We start from the raw sequence: 22,237 nt of genomic DNA on the forward strand, positions 1-22,237 counted from the left end.
TTTTAATCTTTTTTACGTAATTGGTGTGCCAGTATATTGGTGGTAATTGTAGTAAATACAACAATACTAATAGAGCTTAAAGGCATGAGTATGGCAGCAATAACTGGTTTTAAATGCCCTGTTACCGCAAAGCCTAAGCCAATAAAATTGTAAAACAGTGAAAATATAAAGGCGTATTTAATCACTTGTATTCCCTTTTTCGAGAGCATAAAAAATTGTGTAATCTGTTGAAATTGTTTAGCATCTAAAATGCCATCACAGGCAGGTGAAAAAACATTAACATTTTCTGAAATTGAAATGCCTACATTGCTCTGTGCCAATGCTCCTGCATCATTTAATCCATCGCCTATCATTAATACATTTTTGCCCGTTTCCTGTAGCTTTTTGATATAATTTAGTTTGTCCTCTGGTTTCTGATTAAATAATATTTTAGTGCCTTTAGGTAAGAGTGTTTCTAAGTGTTTTCGTTCTCCGTCATTATCTCCAGAAAGTATTACAATTTCATGATGGTTTTTTAAATGGTCAAACACTTCTTTTACGCCATATCTATATTCGTTGTAAAATACATAGCAACCTTTATATTCAGAGTCAGAACTAATATGAACAGCCGTGCGATTATGTGCTTTATGTTGAGTCCTATCTATCGACTGAACAAAATTGTACGAACCTATCTTAATGTTGTGGTTGGCAACTTCACCTACAATACCTTGACCCACTTCTTCATAAAAATGGTCAAGTGTTTTAATGTTATTTGCGTCTAAAATTTCATACAAAGAGCGACTTAGCGGATGGTTAGATTCGCGTAAAGTGCTTATAAGTAATATTTTTTCTTCTTTATTAAGTTCTATACCTTCGTAATGCGCAGTGCTTTTTATACTAGAAGTAAGTGTTCCTGTTTTATCGAAAACAACAGTATCTATTTGAGTTAATTTTTCAATAACCGAGGTGTCTTTTAGATACAATTTGTGTCGGCCGAAAATGCGTAATAAATTTCCTAATGTAAAAGGTGCTGCAAGTGCAATAGCACAGGGACAAGCTACGATGAGAACCGCTGTAAAAACATTGAGCGCAGTTTTAACATCTATAAATACCCAAACACTTGCCGAAATAACTGCGATAACCAAAAGACTTATAGTAAATCGTTTGCTTATACGGTCTGTAAGTGTTTCAAAAAGCGACTGTTTGTTTTTTGAAAACACCTCGTTAGACCATAACTGCGTAAGATAACTTTGCTCTACAGATTTTAAGACTTCTACTTCAATAGCTCCTGCTTGTTGTCTTCCGCCAGCAAAAAGTTGGTCACCTGATTTTTTTGAAACTGGCGCAGCCTCGCCAGTAACAAAGCTGTAATCGATAAGTGCATTTCCTTTTATTAAAATGGCATCGACCGGTAATAACTCGCCATTACGAATTAAAATTCTATCTCCAGTTTTAAGGTCATACACTTGAGCTTGTTCTTCGTTTTTATTAAGTTTTTTACTTTCAGTATAAATTTTAGCCGAATCATTAGAAATCAACCGTGTTACTGCAATAGGGAAATAGGATTTGTAATCACGTTCAAAAGAAAGGAAAGCGTATGTTTTTTGTTGAAAAAATTTACCGAGTAATAAAAAGAAAACAAGTCCTGCCATGCTATCAAAAAAACCTGTTCCCCAATCCATGATTATTTCTACAGTTGACCTTATAAATAATACTGATATCCCTATTGCAATAGGAACATCTATGTTTAGTATTTTAGAATGAAGCCCTTTATATGCAGAAATAAAATAATCACGACCAGAGTACACAGCAACAGGCACTGCAAAAGCAAACATTAACCATCTAAAAAGATGTTTAAATTTTTCTAGCCAAAATTCATTGACTTCAAAATACTCAGGAAAGGATAAAAACATGATGTTACCAAAGGCAAAACCTGCTACGCCAAGTTTGTAGATTAAACTGCGGTCAACGTTTTTCTTTTTTTGGTCAGCATCATTTAGAGAGATGTATGGTTCGTAGCCTAACTTTGTAAGTAAAATGACAAGATTTTGTAAACTGGTTTCATCAGATGAATAGGTAATACGAACAGTTTTCTTCGTAAAATTAACCTGTGCTGTTCTTACCGCAGAATTTAGTTTATTTAAATTCTCTAACACCCAAATGCATGAGCTACAATGTATAGATGGTATTAATAAAGAAACGACCTGTATGCCTTGTTCGTTAAATTCTAGTAGTTGATTGACAACAGATTCGTTTTCAAGAAAATCAAATTTTCCTCGTTGTGTTATTGGTGATGTTCCTGGCGTTTGCTCAAGTTCATAATAGTATGATAAATCGTTTTCATTAAGAATTTCAAAAACAGTTTTGCAGCCATTGCAACAAAAGCTTTTGTCGAGATGAGAAATGATGTTGTTTTTACAATCATCACCACAATGAAAACAAGTAAGGTTAGACATTAAAAAAAATTGTTTGATACTTACGTACTATTATATCTAACACAAATATTGAATAATCTTTATCCCTAAAAGATGACATTTGTCATCGCTGTTAATTGAAAGCCAAAATTTTATTTTGTTTAATCTTTTTTATTAAATTTAAAACAAAAAAAAACATGAAATTATCCGCAATGCATTGGGTAGCTATTACGACTTTACTACTTATTACCGTTACTATTTTTGCTACTATGAATCTTTCTTTTGGTCTTGTCTTTTATGCTACTTGCATAGGTCAAGTGTCAATAATTATAATGGTATATAAGGTTTTAAAAGACAATTATAAGACAGATAAAACCTTTGAAGATTTTTACGAAGATAGACCAGATTTGGGAAGGTAATTTTGTAACTTTTTTGAAATTAATTCTTCTCTAAAAACTTTGTTTGTTGCTTTGAGATGAGTCTAAAAGCTATTATATTACCAAAAACTTTTTTATTAAATATAATAAATGAAGGACCATCACGAAGGCAGGTGCGAAAACTGTATTATTAGGCAGTTTAATGCGTTAAAGGCTCTAAATAAAGTAGAATTAAAAAAAATTTCAGATAGTAAAATCACAAAATCCGTAAAAAAGGGCGATGCCATTTTTTCTGAAGGTGAAAAGCTAAATGGCGTTTTTTGTGTTCGTAATGGTGTCTCTAAGCTTTCAAAGATGAGCGACAATGGAAAAGATACCATTGTTAAAATTGCCACCAAGGGAGAAGTACTTGGGCAACGCTCTGTAATTACAGAAGAAACAACAAATCTCAGTGCGGTAGCCCTAAACGATATGGAGGTTTGCTATATACCAAAAACTCATATTTCAGAAAGTATTAATAATAATCCTTTATTTACAAAAGCCATTTTAAAACATATGGCCAAAGACTTAAAGTTTGCAGATAATATTATCGTAAACATGGCTCAAAAAACTGTTAAACAAAGAGTGGCTGAGGCATTAATATATTTAGAAAAGAATTTTGGAGTAGATGATGAGGGTTACATTACCATGACATTAACCCGAGAAGATATAGCCAATGTAGTTGGTACAGCTAAAGAAGCATGCATACGTACGTTAACTACATTTAAAAAAGAAGATTGGATTATTACAGACGGTAAGCGAATACTCATTAAAGATAAAAAAGCCCTCAACAAATTAGTAGAAGGGCTTTGATAAATATCTAATTTCAATTTCAACTTTAGGGATAAAATTAAATTTTTACTGTTAAAACAGGTTTAATTGCGTGGTTTGCAACATCTTCACTAATACTACCTTGCAAAATATGAGATAACCCTTTTCGGCCATGTGTAGGTATTGCAATAATATCTGTACCCGATAAAGTGGCATAATTAATTACACCTTTTTCAACAGAATAATCAGACCAACGGGTTACTGTTTTTATCGCCTTTACTGGCTCTGGGTGTTTAACCGCTTTAAAAAATTGAAGTAGCGTTTCGTCCATTTCGCTAGTACTTTTAAAATCTTTTCCTGATAGATTTACATATAGGAATTCGATACGCGCGTTTAAAAGCATAGAAACTTCTATGATTCTATGATAAGCTTCTACTGTTTCTAAATTAAAATCACTTGCATATAGAATTCGCTCAGGAACAAAATTGATTTCATTTTCTTTAACGACAAGAACAGGTACTTCAGAGTTACGTACAACTTTTTCTGTATTGCTGCCTTTTAAAAACTCGGCAATACCCTTACTTCCTTGAGAACCCATAATAATTAGACTAGCATCTAACTCTTTTGCAAGCTCATTTATACCAAAAAAGTCTAATTGTTTTTGCAGAAGCGGTTCTACAAGTACACCTTCTAAAAAAGGTTGAGCTATAAATTCTTCAAACTTTTTTCCAATTAATTTTTTATAATAAACAACCTGTTCAAGATTGTTGGGCTCTATACTATACCCTTCTTCTACGCCTACCATGTGAGTAAGTATTATTTTAGCCGAAATACGTTTAGCTATGGTTGCGCCAACTTCAAGTGCTTTAAGAGAAGTGCTAGAAAAGTCTACGGGAATTAAAAGTGTTTTCATCGTTGTTGATTTTAAAATTACAGTGTAAAATTAGTAAGTACTTCTTGAGTAAATGATGACTTATGTCACCTATGATTGTTTTATTAAAAATGGTGATAGATATCATATTTTTACTTCTAATATATAACTAAGTTTAACTATAAAATTGCTTATGAGCATGAGCTTATATTTAAAGCAGATATTAGTTTATTGAAACACGCAAAGTATCAGGATTTATAATCGTATTAATTGTTTTAGGGGTTTATATTTATTTTTCTTAGTGATATAGAAAAACAATCAATCCAAAGCATTCATAGTAACATAAGCGCGCCAGCCAATTACGGCAAGTTGCCATTTCTTCGCTTTCGTTAAGTCCAATTCTTTTTTGGTAAAGGATGGAAGAATTAGCTTGTTCAACTTGGCTAAAAACTTAAACATTGATTTTTTCATAATCCATATTAAAAGTTCAAATATATTTAAAAAAAGAAAACTCAGTATTTCACTGAGTTTTTGTTTTTGATTGATTTGATTTCATCTAATTGGTTGGTTTTTCTTTTAGATAGAAACAATAATTTCTACGATTACTTTTACGAGAGTTAGCATGGTTTTTTGGTTTTAAAGGTTAATATTTTACTTCAATTTTTTGATTGAGTTTTCAATATATATCGAGGAAATCCCTTTTACCAAACACTTTCACTAAAATCTATGAATTTGAATATGTATTTATAACTTAAAACACATTAATACTTTAAAAACGTAATATAAAACTCTACTATTTGATTAATAAGTGTAACCTTATTTCTCGGTTATTGTTTTATAATGAAACAATTGTAGGGTGTTTTTAATGTCTTTTTTTAAAACCAAGGGAAAATTTATGCTCAAAACCTTCGTTTTCTTTCTTTTCATCTTTTTTTAAAAAATAATTAGAATTTTTGGATTCAATTTTTATTTCATTTTGATAATGTTTATTTAACGTACGTGCCTAAGTAATAAATGTATATTTGCAAAAAAAAAGTAATGCGTTATTTTCCCCTAATTTTCATTTTTTTATTTTGTTCGCTGTCGTGGTCTCAAACATTAGTTATTAATGAGCTTGATGCCAACGACCCAAGTATTGACGATGAAGAGTTCATTGAGATTCGTTCTTTAGATACTATGGGTAATTCTTTACCTAATTTTTCTTTAGATGGTTATATTTTAGTTTTTTTTAATGGTAACGATACTTCAGAAGGTAATAACTTAAGTTATTTAACTTTTGATTTAGCAGGTAACACAACAGATAGTAACGGATTATTTGTTATGGGAAATCTTAAAGTGTCTCCATTTCCTAATGTGTTGTTAACAGATGGTTTGTTTCAAAACGGTTCCGATGGTTTAGCTATTTATCAAACATCTATTTCTAATTTTCCTGACAGAACACCTGCAACATCAAATTTTAATTTAGTTGATGCTTTGGTTTACGATACAGGTGGCACAAGTCCTGTTGATCAGGACTTACTTGATGCTCTCGGCGAAACAACACAATATTTTGAAGGCTCAAATACATCAAATTCTTTACAAAGAAAAGCAGATGGAACTTATGAATCTAAACCACCAACACCAAGAGCATTAAATGATGGAAGCGGTATTATTTTCAATGCTGTTGAAATTACAGTAGACCAAACTTCTTATAGTGAAGAAGAAGACATTTTAATAACTTTTACAGCCGATGAACCTGTCGCTTCAGATGTAAATATTACTATTACTTTAGCTAACGGTACATTTTCACCAGCAGATTATACAGGTGATACTATGATTACAATATTTACCGGTCAAACTACAGCTACTACGATTTTAGATTTAGTTGATGATACATTGGACGAAGGTGATGAAGAGTTTGTTATTGAAATGACTGGTTTGACTGAGCCAGTGGTAGCCGCAAACAACTTTATAAAAATTAGGGTAATTGATAATGATTTTACAGTAGCGCCTTGGGGAACACCAAAAAATCCAACGTATAATCAAGTGACAAATACACAACCTGCAGGTTATTACGATAGTTTAATTGGTAAATCGGGTCAAGATTTAAGAGATGCAATACAAGCAATAATTGCTGATGAAAACACAGTTCGAACTCACAGTTATGCAGATGTTACAACGATTTTAAAAGAAGCTGACCAAAACCCAAATAATAGCAACGAGGTTTGGTTATTGTATACTGAAGACGAACGCTCAAAATTAGATTTTCAGAATTCGTCATTTAGTGCTGGCAAATGGAATAGAGAACACACATTTCCGCGCTCTAGAGGTGATTTTAACGACTGGGATGATTTTGATGATGAAGCTACAGGAATTAATGTTTTTATATCTACCAAAGCAGATTCTACGCGACACGCCAACTCAGATGCGCATGCATTAAGAGCTGCAGATGCATCAGAAAATAGTAGAAGAAGTAATGCAAATTATAGTAATAATTTTTCTACAAGTTCAGGCTTAAGAGAATATAATGGACCTGCAAATGTTGACCCAGCAAATGGTATTGGTGTTAGTTTTAGAGGTGATGTGGCACGTAGCGTATTATTTCTAGATTTGCGATATAACGGCTTGTCTGTAGTTAGTGGATTCCCAAATTCTAATAATAGCAGTGATGACGGAACTTTAGGAAATTTAGATGTCTTGCTACAATGGCACGAAGATGATATTCCTGATGATTATGAAATGAACAGGAACAACGTAGTTTATAATTGGCAACGTAATAGAAATCCGTTAATTGACTTACCAGATTTGGTAGATTATATTTGGGGAAGTCGTCAGGGCGAAGTTTGGATGGGTGCTTTAAGTATTTCTGAAAATGAATTAGCTGGTTTTTCGTTTTATCCAAACCCAGCTACAAATAAAATTACATTTAAAGGATTAGATATAAGTTCAAAATTTGAAATTTATACTATTGAAGGGCGAAAGATATTAACTCAACAGTTAGGAAGTGATAATACTGCCAATTTAAATCTCGCAGCTGGTATTTACTTATTAAAAGTAAAACATAATGAAACTATGGTAACAAAACGGTTAATCGTTAAATAAAAAAAGCCTGAACAACTGTTCAGGCTTTTTTATGTTCTAGATTTTTTATTTAACCATTCCAAATTGGTTGATGGCTTGTGTTTTGCCTTCAGGCAAAGAAAATTTTAAATCCGTCCAAGTTGTACCTTTAACACCTTTTAATTCAAAACCATCTTCAGTTTTAATAATAGTAATTAAATAATCGGCCAGTCTTTTATCTTGTTTCAAATTTTCTTTTTGAAGATATGTCATACCATATTCATCAATTGCTTGTGGATTGTAATTGTTTTTACTAAAAGACAAATCTAACCAAGCGCTACCTTCTAAACTTTTTAATTTTATAAGATTATCTTCTTTTGAAATTAGAAATTGAAACTCCTTAAGTTCGTTTTCTTGAGCGTTTAATAAATTAAATGTTGAAAATAAAAAGGTTATAAATAAGATTGCAATTGTTGTTTTAGTATTAGATATTCTCATTGTTTTCTTATAATTTTTTTGAAGATACAACTAAGTTATTACCTTGTTTTCCAAAGTTAATTGTTGGTATACCATTTGTGTTTTCAAAAACAGCGCTACTTGCATTACCATTATCATCTTTAAGACTTATTTTTATTTTTACGATTTCACCAGATTTATTTCGCTTTAATTTTGAAACTTTAGCAGTGATACCAATAGATTTAAGTTGACTAACGTGCTTGTCTATAACGGAATCTGGAGTGATTTTGGAAATAAAATATGAAGTTCCATTTTCTTTAGGATTAGTTTCATCATAATACCCGACAGACGAAATTTCAACTTTATATTCAGGATTCTTTAATTTTTCAAGCGATTCTTTAGTGTCTTTTGTAATGATTATAATTGCACCGTTTTCTGCTTTTTCGCCATACATATCAAATGCCTTTTCTCCTTTTACTACAGAAACTTCTTTTATAATTTCAGCATCTAATTTTGATACATCAACATTGCCTAATATTTCATTATTGATTACAATTAATGGTTTGTCGTTAGATTCAATATAAGCCTCAGCTTCTTCTATTGTTGAACTTGGTAAAAATTCTACTTTGTTTACTCTGGTTTCAATTTTCCAAGGTTCGTCCTTTTTAGATGAGATGATTACAACACCATCTTTTGCTTCTTTTCCGTATGTCTTTATGGCTTCATCACCTTTGATAATAGCTATAGATTTTATTTGATTGTAATCTAATTTATCAACGTCTTTTTTAGTTGCTTTTTTTCCATCAATAACTATCATTGGATTTTTGTCACCTGCTGTAAATTCTAATAATTGTTTTTTTGTTGATTCCGGGAATGATTTGTTTTCAGCCGCAGTAACTCCCCAAGAACTACTTTTGGCTGCTTTATCTTTTGTAATAATCTCTACAACACCATCTTTTCCTTTATCGCCATATTTTACTGTAGCTTTTTTGCCTTTAAGTACATTAACTCTGTCAATTACAGTTGGCTTTACCTTTTCTAATTCTTTTTTGGTAGCTACTTTTCCGTTTATAATATAAATTGGCTCAGTGGCATCAGATTTTCGGTATACAAATGTATTTTTAGCTTTAGTACTATCAGTTTTAATTATAAAAGTATTGTTGTTTTTGCGTTTAGAATTTTCGTTGAGTTTTACAATTACATTAGATTTTTTTGTTTTATCATCGCTATCTTCCTCAATTACTTCAATAATTTCAGGTTCTTCAACGACTTCTATTATTTCAATAACTTCTGGAGTTTCTACAACTTCAATAATTTCGGCAGCACCGACTGACATTGAGCCATCGCTCTTTTTTCTAAAATAAAAAGGTGCAATACCGCTTTTGTCTTTTACTGCGTAGTTGGTAGAATTCCCTTCATATTCAAAAGTTATATTTAGATTAGTAAGCAAACCTTGAGCATTGCGTTTTTTCTTTTTAATGGTCATAGAAACGCCTTGTTCTTTCAAATTCTTTTTAATTTTTTGAAAGCTTTCATCCGTTGTCTCTGGCGTAAAATAAATTTCCGTAGATGAAGTTTGAAAAAAGTTTTGTTGGTCTTCAACAATTTGTTGCTCTACGTAAACTTCTTTTGTATTAAAGCTCATTAAAAAGAGAATAAAGAAAGGAATAACTAAGGCAGATTTCCAGCGATTAACTGAGTTTGAACGATTTTTTTGTAACATAATGATTCGTTTTTTGATTAATGAATTATAAAAATTGGATGTAAGATTGATGTCTTTTTTTCCAATGCTAGTTTTAAGTAAAAGCGCTTGGTAATCTTTTATTGAGTTTGAAATATTCTGCGTTTCGCTATCGGCAATGTATTCTAGATTTTGCTGAATAGATTTATGATATAACCAACAAATAGGGTTAAACCAAAATGCAACACATGCCAAGCGAGACACTAATATATCTACAGAATGCCATTGACGCACGTGTACTTTTTCGTGATTAAGAATGAGTTGAAGTTCCTTGTCTGAAAATGAATTTGGGTTATAAACTATCCATTTAAAAAATGAAAATGGCGAAATAGAACTTTTAACGATAACATAAGTATAAATACCATCTTTATTTTTAGAATTTTTTAGCAATAACAATAAAAGCGACCCAAATTGTAGTAAAAATTGTAATAAAAAAATGAGTACACCAGCTAAATAAACATATGTGGCCAACTGTAACCAATTAAACGGTTTTTCTGTCTCTGCAATTTCTGTTGGTATATAAGTGAATTGTAAAAGACTTTGTTCAGTAGCTGAAACTTCAACAGGAATGTAAACAGGTATTTCTATTAGAGGTAAAACAATTACAGTAAATATTCCAAAGAGTAAATACCATCTGTTGTGACTAAAAAAAGTTTCTTTTTTTAAAAACAAGCTGTAACCTAAATACATTAACAGAAACAGTGCGGATGATTTTAATAAATATTCCATCTTATTTTTTCTTTTCGATTAATGCAATGATTTCTTTAAGCTCATCCACAGAAATTTTTTCTTCTTTCGCAAAAAAGGAAACCATATTTTTATAAGAATTGTTAAAATAGTTGGCAATTGCAGTATTCATAAACTTTGCCTTGTAATCTTCCTTTTTAACAATCGGGTAGTACTGATGTGTTTTTCCATAAGCATTATAAGCAACATAACCTTTTTCTTCAAGATGTCTTATAATAGTTGAAAGCGTATTATAATGTGGCTTATCATCTTTAATTTCTGCCAAAACATCTTTAACAAAAGCTTTTTCTAAACGCCATAAAATGTGCATGATTTCTTCTTCCTTGTTTGTGAGTTTTTGCATGATGTTTTGTATTTTGAAAATGAATACTTTTCAAATATAACTATTTTTATAGTTTACAAACTATTTTTATAGTTATTTAACGAAAAATTTAGTTTTCTTCATTCAACGAAATAAAAAAGAGCAGTAGTAGTACTGCTCTTTTTAGATTTCATTTGTATGATAATAATTAGTCTTTTGTAATAGCAATTATTGCGCCATCCTTTGCTTTGTCGCCATATATACTCATGGCTGCATCGGTTTTTAAAATATCGACTGTTTTTAATTTATCAGTTTTTGCTAAACGGTCTAAAGTTTTAAAATCAGAAATTTTTCCGTCAATAACAATTAGTGTTTCCAAATCTGGATTATCTACAAATCTAAATTTTTGTTGAGGTGCATTGTCATTGTCATTAGAATAGAAGTAAGAGAAATTGTTTGGTGAATTTTGATTAAAATTAAAATTCTGTTGAAATTTCTTTTTAATAGCATCAATATCTAACGAATCATTTTCAAAAATGAAAAAATTTGAATTTCCATTAAAAAAGTCTTTGAGATTTAAAGAACGCCTCGTCCCTCCAAAAATAGAATCCATATCAAATGGCATGTTAAAACTATTATTATTGAATAGCGCAAATAAATCACCACTATTTTTGGCTTGACCTATGTAAAGATTTCCATTTTTACTTCCAAACGAAATATTACCAATAGGTTTATTGCTTGAGATACTGCTGCTTGTTTGCTGGCCGCTCTCTGAAGATAATCTTATAGATATAGCAGTAATTTCTTTGTTTTCATTTCTTTTTATATTTTCAAATTCCGCTAAAATAGCATGCTCTTCTAGCATGGTTTTTATACCATTAAAATCTTCATCAGTTGTAGATTTATCAATGGTTATTTCTACAGTATCTTCAAAAGTGGTTTTAGTTTGCCCGTAGCTTATAGCACTTGTAAATGCCAGAAGTGCTATTGCTAAAATCTTAAATTTTATTGCTTTCATTTTAAAAATATTTTAATAGCTTCAAATTTATTTTAGTCCTATTTTTTCTGCCAATTTTTAACTAAAATTTATCTCGAATTTTTAAAAATATGTTAACTCCATATTTTAAAAATTACACAGTTCAGTTGTAAATAGTATCTTCGCAAAAATTGATATCAAATGAATGTATTACTCATTATAGTTGGTTTAGCTCTACTTGTAGTTGGCGGCGATTTTTTGGTTAGAGCTTCAGTTGGTTTGTCTTTTAAATTAAAGCTTTCTAAACTCGTTATAGGCATGACGGTAGTGTCTTTTGCGACTTCTGCACCCGAACTTTTGGTGAGTTTGCAAGCTGCTTTAGATGGCGTTAGTGATATTGCTTTAGGAAACGTTATTGGCTCTAATATTGCGAATATTGGTTTAGTTTTAGGTATCACTGCAATAATTTCTCCATTGGTAGTAGACCGTGAGTTTTATAAGCTTAATTGGCCAATGATGATGTTAATGTCGTTTGGACTTTATTTCTTCTTAAGAAATGACGAAATTTTAACTCAAACCGAAGGAGCTATTCTGTTTTTGGCACTTATACTTTTTCTTGCTTTATTAATTACAGATTCTCGTAAAAAAACAAAATTAGCTTTAGCAGAAACAGTTGATGATAGTTTGGCAGTAGTATCGAATTTTAAAATTGGAGCTTGGTTACTAATTGGTGCCGCTGGTTTGTATTTTGGCTCTGAGTGGCTGGTTGAAGGCGCAAAAGGTTTGGCAAAAGCTGTTGGCGTAAGTGATTATGCAATATCTGTAACGGTAATAGCAATTGGCACGAGTGTGCCAGAATTGGCTGCATCTGTGATAGCGGCATTGAAGAAAGAAAAGGCTATTTCATTGGGTAATTTAATAGGCTCAAATATTTTTAATATAGCTTCTGTTTTAGGATTAACAGCTATTATAAAACCTATTGCTGTTGAGTCTTCTAAAATATTATCTACCAATATATTTTGGATGATTGGTTTTGCGGCTATTTTAATTCCTTTAGTTTTTATTGGGAAGCGATTTGAAATTGGTAGAAAAAAAGGCATACTGCTTTTTGTGGCTTACGTCATTTTTGTGGCTTTAGCATTAAAATAAACCAAAAAAGAGTGACAATGCCTTCACTCTTTCTTTATTATTTTTATTAAATATTTACCTTGCTAAAACAATCTCAACTCTTCTGTTTTTTCTTCTTCCTTCAATAACCATATTTGTTGCAATAGGATTTTCTTCTCCAAAACCTTGAGCTTTTAGTCTATTTGGGCTTATTCCGTTTAAAACTAAATAATCTTTTACGGCTAAAGCACGTTTTTTAGATAACTCAAGATTTAATTCTTTAGAACCAATACTATCTGTATAACCGTTGATAAAGAACCTTGTACTTAAATTATTTTTCATTATAACTACAATGTCTTGTAAATTGATTTTCGATTCTTCTTTCAGCTCTGTTCTACCAGGATTAAATAAAATTACTCTTGCATATTGGTTAATGAGCAACTGCTCTTTTTGCGTAAATTCTTTGCAACCATTATTTGCAGCAGTACCAGCTTCCGTTGGGCATTTGTCATCTTTGTCTGGTACACCATCACTGTCAGTATCAGGCCATGGGCAACCATAATTTTCTCTTGGCCCAGCTGTTTCTGGGCATTTGTCCCTTAGGTCAATTATGTCATCATTGTCAGTATCAGGACATCCATTAAAGGTAGTTATACCTGGAATATTAGGGCATTGGTCATTTTTATCAGTTATGCCATCACCATCAGCATCTGGGCATCCATTTAGAGATTTTAAACCTGAAACTTTAGGGCAATTATCTTTAGAATCGTCAATACCATCACCGTCAGTGTCAGGACACCCATTATATTTAATAGGACCAGGTAGGTTAGGACAGGTATCTTCTTCATCAATTATACCATCGCGGTCTGTATCTTTTTTCCCACCAAATTTATAACTAAATGATAGCGAATGCTGAAAATGTCTAAACCCATAATCTTCAAAAACATGTTTGTAAGTACTTTGAAGATTTACGGATACTTTTTCAGTAAACCAGTATTTAATACCTAGAGAACCATTAAGTGTACCCGAGCCAATAGTGTTAAGCCAGGTGTATCCACCACCTATACCAATATATGGTTCTAAACTGGTTATTCTTCCGTCTGTAAAGCTATAATTAATTGACCCATCTAGAGCATAGTAAGCCCAGTCGTCAACAAGATTTGGTGTTTCGACTAAAGTTCTAATATCCTTGTTGGTACCAAATTTACTTATTTCGTTAAAAGAAACAGATGTCGCAAATGATATACGACTTTTCCAATACCTAGAGACTTCAATTTTTGTAAGCATCGGAAAAATATTCCAATGGTCATTTGCATTAAAAAACTCATCAAATAAGTTGCCTTGTGGGTCTGGTTGACCAACTGGATTGTAGTCTACGGCATTGATTCCAATACTAATAGCCCAAGGATTTCTCTTGTCTTGTGCTTTTGAATTAGCTGTTATTAAAAGAATAAAAAATAATAGAACTACTCTGTATAAATCCCCCATAATTTAAACATTAGTTTTTTTAAAAATATAAATCCAAATATATAATAAAAAAAGCGACTCAATATTTAAGTCGCTTTTTTTAAAAAATTATATTTTCAAATAATTATGAAATGTTAGCCGATTTCACGGTTTTTACAATTCTACCTGCAATTTTATAAGGATCACCATTTGAAGCAGGACGTCTGTCTTCTAACCAACCTTTCCAACCTTTTTCAACTGTGATTATAGGAATTCTTATCGAAGCACCTCTATCAGAAATACCATAACTAAAATCATCAACATGCGCTGTTTCGTGTAAACCAGTTAAACGTTGGTCGTTATATTCACCGTAAACAGCCATGTGTTCTTTAACCACAGGTCTAAATGCTTCACATATTCTTTCGTAAATTTCTCTACTACCACAAGTTCTAAGTGTTGTGTTAGAGAAATTGGCGTGCATACCAGAACCATTCCAATCTCCTTTTACCGGTTTTGGATGATATTCAATATAATAACCATATTGTTCTGTTAATCTATCTAATAAGTAACGAGCAATCCAGATTTCATCTCCAGCTTTTTTAGCTCCTTTAGCAAATAATTGAAATTCCCATTGACCAGAAGCAACTTCTTGATTAATACCTTCAAAATTTAAACCAGCAGCAATACATAAATCGGCATGCTCTTCAACAAAATCTCTTCCGTGGGTGTTTCGACCACCAACAGAACAATAATACATTCCTTGTGGTCCAGGATATCCACCAATAGGGAAACCTAATGGAAGCTGAGTATCTTTATCCATAATGAAGTACTCTTGTTCAAATCCAAACCAGAAATCATTGTCGTCATCATCAATAGTAGCTCTACCATTAGACTCGTGTGGTGTACCATCTGCATTTAAAACCTCAGTCATTACTAAATAACCATCGTTTCTTGCTGGGTCAGGATAAATAGCAACTGGTTTTAAAAGACAGTCAGAAGAACCACCTTCGGCTTGTTTTGTAGAAGAACCGTCAAAAGACCATATAGGACAATCTTCTAATTTGCCACTAAAGTTTTCTTCAACTTTAGTTTTACTTCTCATGTTTTGTGTTGGTTTGTAACCATCTAACCAAATATACTCTAACTTGGATTTGCTCATTTTGTGTTGTGTTAAATTAGCGAAAGTTCAAAGATAAATTTTTTTCATTTTGAAGCATAGAATCTCAACTTAATTTACTTCTATTTTATAAATTGTTATCAACATTATATCAAAGATTGTTAACTAAAAGGTTTTCGTAAGTAGTTATCCGTTAATCTATAAGTCATCACAATAACATGATTTTACAAATTATTCATATTATAGAATAATCTATTAGATTTGTAATTATTATACGTTTTTACCCAGAAATTTTATGAAATATGTATATTTTTTGTCTTTTCGATGAAAATTCAAAATACTCGTTTATCGACTTTTCTGTTTAAATAATAATTATCATCTTTGAAATGTTGTAAAATTAAAATATTGCAACACAATTCCCCCTCCCCCAAAAAAAATTTTCCCCCACATTTAGTGAACAAAGTGTTTCCCCCAACACTAATATTTTTTTAGAAATAGAATTTTTTCTAAACAATAACGTAGCCACTAATTAATACAATTTTGTAATTAAAAAATATCTAAAATTAAAATTTAGAGATTTTTAAAAATAATTAATTAATCCATTAAATTAAATTCAATTATTATGAAAAAAGTGATTTTTAGTGCAGCGGCACTTATGTTATGTGGGAGCTTAGCTTTTGCACAGCAAAACAACAGTACAACCACTCAGACTGGTAAGAGAAACTTAGCTCTTGTAGCTCAGGTTGGTGCTCAAAACCAATCAGTAGTAGATCAAGATGGTAAAATGGACCCTATGGGTGGCGTTGCCAATCAAACTTTTGTTAACCAAATGGGTAATCGTAATGTATCGCTAGTTGAACAAGATGGTGATAGAAACTTTGCCAGTGTTTTACAAGATGGTAACAGAAATGACGCCACAATTGATCAAGGAGTTGGTTTTGCAGAGGATAACAGCGCAACAACAGAGCAATTTGGTAACAATAACACATCTGACCAATTACAACGTTGGGATAATAACGAAGGTATAGTGTACCAAGATGGTAATGGTAACTCGGCTTCGCAAGATCAAAGATCTATGGCAAATGCAGTACCTGGAAGTTTTGCACAAGCTTATCAAGTTGGAAACAATAATGATTCTGACCAAACACAAAAAGGCTCTAATAATGAAGCAGGTGTTAACCAAGATGGTAATGGTAATAGCGCTATGCAATATCAAGAAGGCAATAATAACAGCGCTGCTATTTCTGGTTTTTCTGACCCTACGGTAACAGGAACTGGATTTACTGCAGGTCAATTAGGTAATGGAAATACAGCTGACCAATCGCAAGTTGGTAATGGTAACTTTGCATGGACTACTCAATGGGGTAACAACAACAATTCTGATGTAGACCAAGATGGAAACAACAACTCATCTGACAATTTTCAAGTTGGCAATGGTAATGGTAGTATAATAGATCAGGACGGTAATGCTAACGATGCATTAGCGCACCAATTTGGCAATGGCAACTCGTCATTACAAATCCAAGATGGTAACAACAACGATGCTGACATTGTTCAAGAAGGTAATAACAATATTGCTACTCAAGGTCAAGATGGTAACCGTAACGTTGCAGATACGTTCCAAGATGGTAATCGTAACCAATCTTACGGTTTACAAATTGGTAACCGTAACACGTCTGATGTTGATCAAGTAGGTAATAATAACGGTGCTTTACTTTTACAAATGGGTACTCGTAACACCAGTATTATTACTCAAACAGGTAACCGTAACGGTGCAGCATCTGCTCAGTTTGGCCAAAGACACATGAGTACTATTACTCAAACAGGTAATGCTAACTTAGCTGCAACTTTACAAAGTAATTAAAAAGTTAAGTTAGTTAATGTTTTGTATAAATAGTTTTTATTAGTACACAACATTAAATAGTTATTAAAGAAAGGAGTGAAATATCTCCTTTCTTTTTATTATATTTAGTTTAACCTTTAGGGAATAATTATGAAGAATTCCGTTTTATTTTTAATAGCTGTATCATTTATCACAAGCTTAAGTTTCTCTCAAGACAAATCTTCGATTGATAATAGAAAAACTAAGCGTGTTTCAGATATTTACAATTATAAACAGGATACTTCTAATTACTTGTTGCTAAATCAAATTGAGGATGTGAGAAAAGGCAATCAAGACTTAAATAAATCACTTAACTCTGATAATCTTGTGATTATTAGACAAATTGGAGATAGAAATATTTCTATTTCAAACACAAATTCTACAACATCTTCTATAAGTTATCTTCAAATTGGCAATAATAACCGAATTGAGAGCGCCTCTTTAATACCAAACACTTCAGAAAACATAATTCAAAGAGGAAATAATAATAATTTAGTAAACTTTTCTTTTGGTAATGCGGAGTCAACGGCTCTACAAGTAATACAGAATGGAAATAATTTAACGTTCGATAAGTTCGGTGCTAATAAGCTTACAAATTCTTTAACAGTAAGAGTAACTGGTAACAATCAGTCTGTTATTGTAAGAAGTTTTTGATTTCATCAAAAATTAAAAAATTGAAAGCAAAAACGCAAATACTAATTCTCTTCCTCACTCTTGCAGTGTCATACAATTTGTTTCCGCAACAAACTAATACCTCAATTATCGCTAAGGTTGAAATTGAGAAATTGGCAGATGTCATTAATATAAAAGGAACAGGACTTAGCAAAACAGATTTAATAATGAGTCTGCGCTATGAAATGTTTATTTACAAGAAAAACAAAGAGAACGGGAATGTTGCCAAAGGCGAAAAATCTGGTCGTTTTGTTTTACAACCGAGTGAGAAAAAGACCTTGGCTCAAATTAGTTTTAATCAAAATACAAAAGACAAAATAACAGTAGTTCTTTTAGTCTATGATTCCGAGGATAAACTTCTAGGTAAAGATAGAGTCGTAGTCCTAAATGATGATGAAAACTTAGAACAAAAAAAACAAGTAAGAGTAACCGAAGACGATATTTCTAAGATAAGAGGCATTGTTATAGAGGATACAAAAACAAAACCTGGAAGAGATTTTTATGTTGAGTTTTACTCAAATTATAGATTAAAAGGAATAAATGGAATCGAAGTAGTACGGATTACTGAACAGTTTAGCTTTGGCAGAAGTACTATCATAGAAGTAAGTGTTGGTAGTACCATAGTACATCGATTTTTTGCCCAACCTAAGCAAGATTACATAAAGCAACAATCGTATGCAGCAATAGTTAATGTTACAAGATATTTTCTTAACTTGGAGCGTCAAAAAAACTATATCAATCAATATTAGATTTTTTAAAATGAAAAAAATAATCATCATATTTGGTTTATTTCTCACTTTTGGTATTTCTGAAAGTTTTTCTCAGCAACTTGTCTACAGACCAGTAAATCCGTTTTTTGGAGGAGATACTTTTAATTATCAGTTTTTATTACAAAGTGCACAAGCTCAGAATTCTTTCACAGATTCTAATGATAACAGTATTAGAGATGAGCGAAGCGATTTAGACAGATTCACAGAGAATTTAAATAATCAATTATTAAGTCAATTATCTAGGACTTTATTTACGCAACAGTTTGGAGTTAATGGAGAATTAACACCAGGGACATTTTCTTTTGGTTCATTAGTTGTTGAAATATTCGACTCTAACGAAGGTTTAGTTATAGATATTTTAGATACCAATAATGGTGACCAGACCCAAATTATTATACCAGGTAATTAATCAATCACCTAGCTTTGCCTTAGATCAATAATATGAAAACAATAAAACAGATAATATCATTATGTTTAATGTTATTTATCTTTAGCTGCGGAACTTATTTTAATCAGCCAATAAATGAGGAAGAAGCTAGACTTGGAGAAGATACGAGAGTAAGTAAGTTACTTACTAATTTACCAGAACCTCAAAAACAGGTTGTTGTTGGTGTTTATAACTTTAGAGACCAAACGGGTCAATTTAAACCAACAGAAAATGGTAGTACATTTAGTACAGCTGTCACTCAAGGTTCAACCGCTATTTTGTTGAAAGCTTTAGAAGATTCAAATTGGTTTATAGCAACTGAAAGAGAAAATTTAAATAATTTACTTAATGAAAGACAAATTATTAAATCTACAAGGGATGAATACGCTCAGGTAAATGGTACAACTCCGGAACGTCTTAGACCACTTTTATTTGCTGGGATTTTATTAGAAGGCGGAATAGTATCATATGACACTAATATAGTAACAGGTGGATTAGGGGCACGGTATTTTGGTATAGGTGGCTCAACACAGTACAGACAAGATCGGGTGACTATTTATCTTAGAGCAGTTTCTACATCTACCGGAGAAATATTAAAAACTATTTATGTTTCTAAGACTATATTATCGCAAGCATTAGATGCGAGTTATTTTAGGTTTGTTAGTTTTCAAAGACTATTTGAGGCAGAAACAGGATTTACAAGAAATGAACCTATTCAATTAGCAATAACCGAAGCCATAGAAAAAGCAGTACATTCTTTAGTAATAGAGGGAATTAGTGATGGTCTTTGGTTAGCAAAAAATGAAGATAATGAGTCGGTATCTCAAGTTTTAAAACAATATTACGAAGAGAAAAATATACTAGACGACACAAAACTATTCGATAGATTATATCGTGATCGAAGAGGCAAATCAGCTATAAGTTTAGGTATAGGAACAAGCATTCTTGATGGGGATTTACCAGAACCAACACCAGAAATCTTTGGTCGTATTGGTTATAAACGATATCTAAATGATTATCTAAATGTTAATGCGTCACTCAATCAATTTAAACTAAGTAATAATGGAAATTTAGATGACAGTTTCACTTCTTTTGATGTAAATGCAGAATTTACAATTTTACCATATGATAATATAACGCCTTTTGTTTATTCGGGCATAGGAGCCAATGCAAGAGATAATTTTAATAAAATAGATTTAAAACTTCAATATGGATTAGGTTTAGAATATTTGGTGTCAGATAAATTAGGTATAAGCATATTTGGAGAGCACAACCTAACTTTTAGTGATGAAGTTGATGGCTTTGTAAGCGGTAATAGAGACGATTACTTCTTTAGATTTGGATTAGGTTTAAACTTTTACTTATCACCACCTATTTATGAAAAAACTAAAAAACGCGAATTACAAAAACTAAAAAATAAAGAACTTGAAGAGCTTCGGAAACTTAACATAGAAAGTCAAAAGAATGCTGAAAAAGCTTCTGATAAGTCAAATAAAAATGACCTAAAAAAGCTTCGAGAAGCAAATATTAAATCTCAAAAACAGAATAATAAAAAAAATGAAGACAACTAAAATAAGTTATTATTTAAGACAGGTGGTTGGATTGAGTTTAATCGTTCTGCTTTTTGGTTGTAGCGAAGACCCGATTGAGAATTTCGAAACAGGTACGTTAACAGGTATTGTTGTTATATCTGGGAGTAATGTTCCATTAGAGAATGTAAAAATATCCACTAATCCTAGTTTTAGTACAGTTTTTACAGATGAAAATGGAGAATTTATTATCGAACAAATCCCTATTGAGCAATATTCAGTTCAAGCAGAATTAGAAGGATATCTTTCAGCTTTTGAAGGTGTAGAAATAACAACAGGCTCTACAGTAAATGTGGTTTTCGAAATGGAAGTCGAGACGGCTAACAACCGACCTCCTGTAACGCCTATATTGGTGACACCTGCAGAAAATGCTTCGGATGTAGCACTAGATGCTCAATTAGTTTGGATAGGTAGTGACCCTGATGAAGACGATATAACTTACACCATAGAACTTAGAAATAATTTTGATGATGAATTACTAAGTTTTACTACGGTTAACGATACCATTTTAGATGTTACAGGATTAAGATTTGGTATAAGGTATTTTTGGCAAGTTGGCGCTCAAGATACAGTTAATGAAGACGTAATTCAAAGTGAAGTTGGTGTTTTTGAGACAATATCTGCACCTCAGAACAGACATGTTTTTGTGCGAAAAGTCAATGGAAATAATGTAATTTTTTCAACAGATACAGAGGGTAATGTTTTGCAATTAACTTCTTCTTCTATTAATAGCTTTAGACCAAGACAAAACACAATTGCAGATAAGATTGCTTTTCTTTCTAACAATGGAAGTGAAACACATATTTTTACTATGGATTTAGATGGTTCTAATAAACAGCAGATTACATCTTTGGTACCCGTTAATGGTTTTGATTTAGAAGAAATTGATATTGCTTGGACGCAAAACGGCGGAAGAATTCTTTATCCTAATTTTGACCGTTTATACTCTATCAATGTTGATGGTACAGGTCTTGAAGAAGTGTATCAAACCATAGATGGTAGTCTAATTACAGAAGTTTCGATAAGCGCAGATGAAAGTGTTACTGCTATTAAGACTAATAATCTTAGTGGTTATAATGTTTCGATATTTACAATTGATAGTTCTGGCAGTATAATTGAGAATATTTTAAATGGAGTTAACGGAGCTGCAGGAGGATTAGATATCTCAGTAGACAATCAAAAAGTGTTGTATTGGTACGATGTTTCTGGTTTCGAAAGCTCAAATTATAGACAGTTAGATTCTAGAATATTTTTATATGAAAGAGCTTCTGGTTTAACAAATGATTTATCTGACGATAAACAGGCTGGTACTAATGATTTTGATTGTCGTTTTACACCAAATGAGGCCGAAGTAATTTTTACAAATTCCTCTAACGATGGTGTTTCTCAAAAAAATATTTTAATTACAGATGTAGACCCAGTAGATGTCGGTTTTGATAGGCTTGTTTTTATAGAAGATGGTATAATGCCAGATTTTGAATAAAATTGGAAATATAATATCACAAGCACTCAAAAT

The 22,237-nt window shown here is 31.8% G+C and carries 19 protein-coding genes; 10 read left to right on the forward strand and 9 right to left on the reverse strand.

All coding sequences use genetic code 11. From position 1 onward, the window contains the following. Positions 1-2: 2 nt before the first annotated feature. Positions 3-2,435, reverse strand: a complete 2,433-nt coding sequence (locus ACFQ1Q_RS12095; protein WP_386131828.1) for a heavy metal translocating P-type ATPase — start codon at positions 2,433-2,435, stop codon at positions 3-5. A gap of 155 nt (positions 2,436-2,590) precedes the next feature. On the opposite strand from ACFQ1Q_RS12095, the gene ACFQ1Q_RS12100 reads away from it, so the two are divergent. Next, positions 2,591-2,812 carry a hypothetical protein gene (locus ACFQ1Q_RS12100; protein WP_386131831.1) on the forward strand — a complete coding sequence of 74 codons (222 nt, stop codon included), beginning with the start codon at positions 2,591-2,593 and terminating at the stop codon, positions 2,810-2,812. Between the two features lie 108 nt (positions 2,813-2,920). Then, complete coding sequence (locus ACFQ1Q_RS12105; protein ID WP_386131833.1) at positions 2,921-3,622, forward strand: Crp/Fnr family transcriptional regulator; 702 nt, start codon at positions 2,921-2,923, stop codon at positions 3,620-3,622. A gap of 37 nt (positions 3,623-3,659) precedes the next feature. Here the strand turns inward: ACFQ1Q_RS12105 and ACFQ1Q_RS12110 are convergent, their stop codons facing one another. Together ACFQ1Q_RS12110 and ACFQ1Q_RS12115 are read right to left on the reverse strand one after the other, a co-directional pair. Next, positions 3,660-4,493, reverse strand: coding sequence for a universal stress protein (locus ACFQ1Q_RS12110; protein WP_386131835.1), 834 nt, complete (start codon positions 4,491-4,493; stop codon positions 3,660-3,662). A gap of 276 nt (positions 4,494-4,769) precedes the next feature. Then, a complete protein-coding gene (locus ACFQ1Q_RS12115; protein WP_386131837.1) occupies positions 4,770-4,922 on the reverse strand; it encodes an SsrA-binding protein in 153 nt (50 codons plus the stop codon). A 567-nt stretch (positions 4,923-5,489) separates the two neighbouring features. Here ACFQ1Q_RS12115 and ACFQ1Q_RS12120 point away from each other — a divergent pair. After that, complete coding sequence (locus ACFQ1Q_RS12120) at positions 5,490-7,532, forward strand: endonuclease (protein ID WP_386131839.1); 2,043 nt, start codon at positions 5,490-5,492, stop codon at positions 7,530-7,532. A gap of 45 nt (positions 7,533-7,577) precedes the next feature. On the opposite strand, the gene ACFQ1Q_RS12125 is transcribed toward ACFQ1Q_RS12120, so the two are convergent. The 4 genes from ACFQ1Q_RS12125 to ACFQ1Q_RS12140 all read right to left on the reverse strand — a co-directional run bounded on the left by ACFQ1Q_RS12125 (position 7,578) and on the right by ACFQ1Q_RS12140 (position 11,753). Beyond that, positions 7,578-7,988: a hypothetical protein gene (locus tag ACFQ1Q_RS12125; RefSeq protein ID WP_386131842.1), complete on the reverse strand. Its 411-nt coding sequence runs from the start codon at positions 7,986-7,988 to the stop codon at positions 7,578-7,580. A 7-nt stretch (positions 7,989-7,995) separates the two neighbouring features. Further along, complete coding sequence (locus ACFQ1Q_RS12130; RefSeq protein ID WP_386131845.1) at positions 7,996-10,416, reverse strand: M56 family metallopeptidase; 2,421 nt, start codon at positions 10,414-10,416, stop codon at positions 7,996-7,998. A 1-nt stretch (position 10,417) separates the two neighbouring features. After that, complete coding sequence (locus tag ACFQ1Q_RS12135) at positions 10,418-10,777, reverse strand: BlaI/MecI/CopY family transcriptional regulator (RefSeq protein WP_386131848.1); 360 nt, start codon at positions 10,775-10,777, stop codon at positions 10,418-10,420. 166 nt (positions 10,778-10,943) lie between these two features. Next, on the reverse strand, positions 10,944-11,753 hold the full coding sequence (locus ACFQ1Q_RS12140) for a hypothetical protein (protein ID WP_386131850.1): 810 nt from the start codon (positions 11,751-11,753) through the stop codon (positions 10,944-10,946). 159 nt (positions 11,754-11,912) lie between these two features. On the opposite strand from ACFQ1Q_RS12140, the gene ACFQ1Q_RS12145 reads away from it, so the two are divergent. Continuing rightward, the gene (locus ACFQ1Q_RS12145; protein WP_386131853.1) at positions 11,913-12,860 is read left to right on the forward strand and encodes a calcium/sodium antiporter; all 948 of its coding nucleotides are present in this window, start codon (positions 11,913-11,915) and stop codon (positions 12,858-12,860) included. A 54-nt stretch (positions 12,861-12,914) separates the two neighbouring features. Here ACFQ1Q_RS12145 and ACFQ1Q_RS12150 read toward each other — a convergent pair whose 3' ends face one another. Both ACFQ1Q_RS12150 and ACFQ1Q_RS12155 read right to left on the reverse strand, forming a co-directional pair. Further along, positions 12,915-14,306, reverse strand: coding sequence for an OmpA family protein (locus tag ACFQ1Q_RS12150; protein ID WP_386131855.1), 1,392 nt, complete (start codon positions 14,304-14,306; stop codon positions 12,915-12,917). A 103-nt stretch (positions 14,307-14,409) separates the two neighbouring features. Then, the gene (locus ACFQ1Q_RS12155; RefSeq protein WP_386131857.1) at positions 14,410-15,423 is read right to left on the reverse strand and encodes a glutamine synthetase beta-grasp domain-containing protein; all 1,014 of its coding nucleotides are present in this window, start codon (positions 15,421-15,423) and stop codon (positions 14,410-14,412) included. 580 nt (positions 15,424-16,003) lie between these two features. Here ACFQ1Q_RS12155 and ACFQ1Q_RS12160 point away from each other — a divergent pair. From ACFQ1Q_RS12160 to ACFQ1Q_RS12185, 6 genes are all read left to right on the forward strand, one after another. Next, positions 16,004-17,245 carry a hypothetical protein gene (locus ACFQ1Q_RS12160; protein ID WP_386131859.1) on the forward strand — a complete coding sequence of 414 codons (1,242 nt, stop codon included), beginning with the start codon at positions 16,004-16,006 and terminating at the stop codon, positions 17,243-17,245. A 129-nt stretch (positions 17,246-17,374) separates the two neighbouring features. Beyond that, on the forward strand, positions 17,375-17,917 hold the full coding sequence (locus ACFQ1Q_RS12165; protein WP_386131862.1) for a hypothetical protein: 543 nt from the start codon (positions 17,375-17,377) through the stop codon (positions 17,915-17,917). 20 nt (positions 17,918-17,937) lie between these two features. Then, a complete protein-coding gene (locus ACFQ1Q_RS12170) occupies positions 17,938-18,684 on the forward strand; it encodes a CsgE family curli-type amyloid fiber assembly protein (protein WP_386131864.1) in 747 nt (248 codons plus the stop codon). 10 nt (positions 18,685-18,694) lie between these two features. Continuing rightward, complete coding sequence (locus ACFQ1Q_RS12175) at positions 18,695-19,114, forward strand: curli production assembly/transport component CsgF (protein WP_386131867.1); 420 nt, start codon at positions 18,695-18,697, stop codon at positions 19,112-19,114. Between the two features lie 32 nt (positions 19,115-19,146). After that, a complete protein-coding gene (locus ACFQ1Q_RS12180) occupies positions 19,147-20,703 on the forward strand; it encodes a CsgG/HfaB family protein (protein ID WP_386131869.1) in 1,557 nt (518 codons plus the stop codon). Next, a complete protein-coding gene (locus ACFQ1Q_RS12185) occupies positions 20,690-22,204 on the forward strand; it encodes a carboxypeptidase regulatory-like domain-containing protein (protein ID WP_386131872.1) in 1,515 nt (504 codons plus the stop codon). The genes ACFQ1Q_RS12180 and ACFQ1Q_RS12185 overlap by 14 nt, the downstream gene beginning before the upstream one ends. Positions 22,205-22,237 lie beyond the last annotated feature (33 nt).

It is taken from the genome of Winogradskyella litorisediminis (genome assembly GCF_042675765.1).
GTDB lineage: Bacteria > Bacteroidota > Bacteroidia > Flavobacteriales > Flavobacteriaceae > Winogradskyella > Winogradskyella litorisediminis.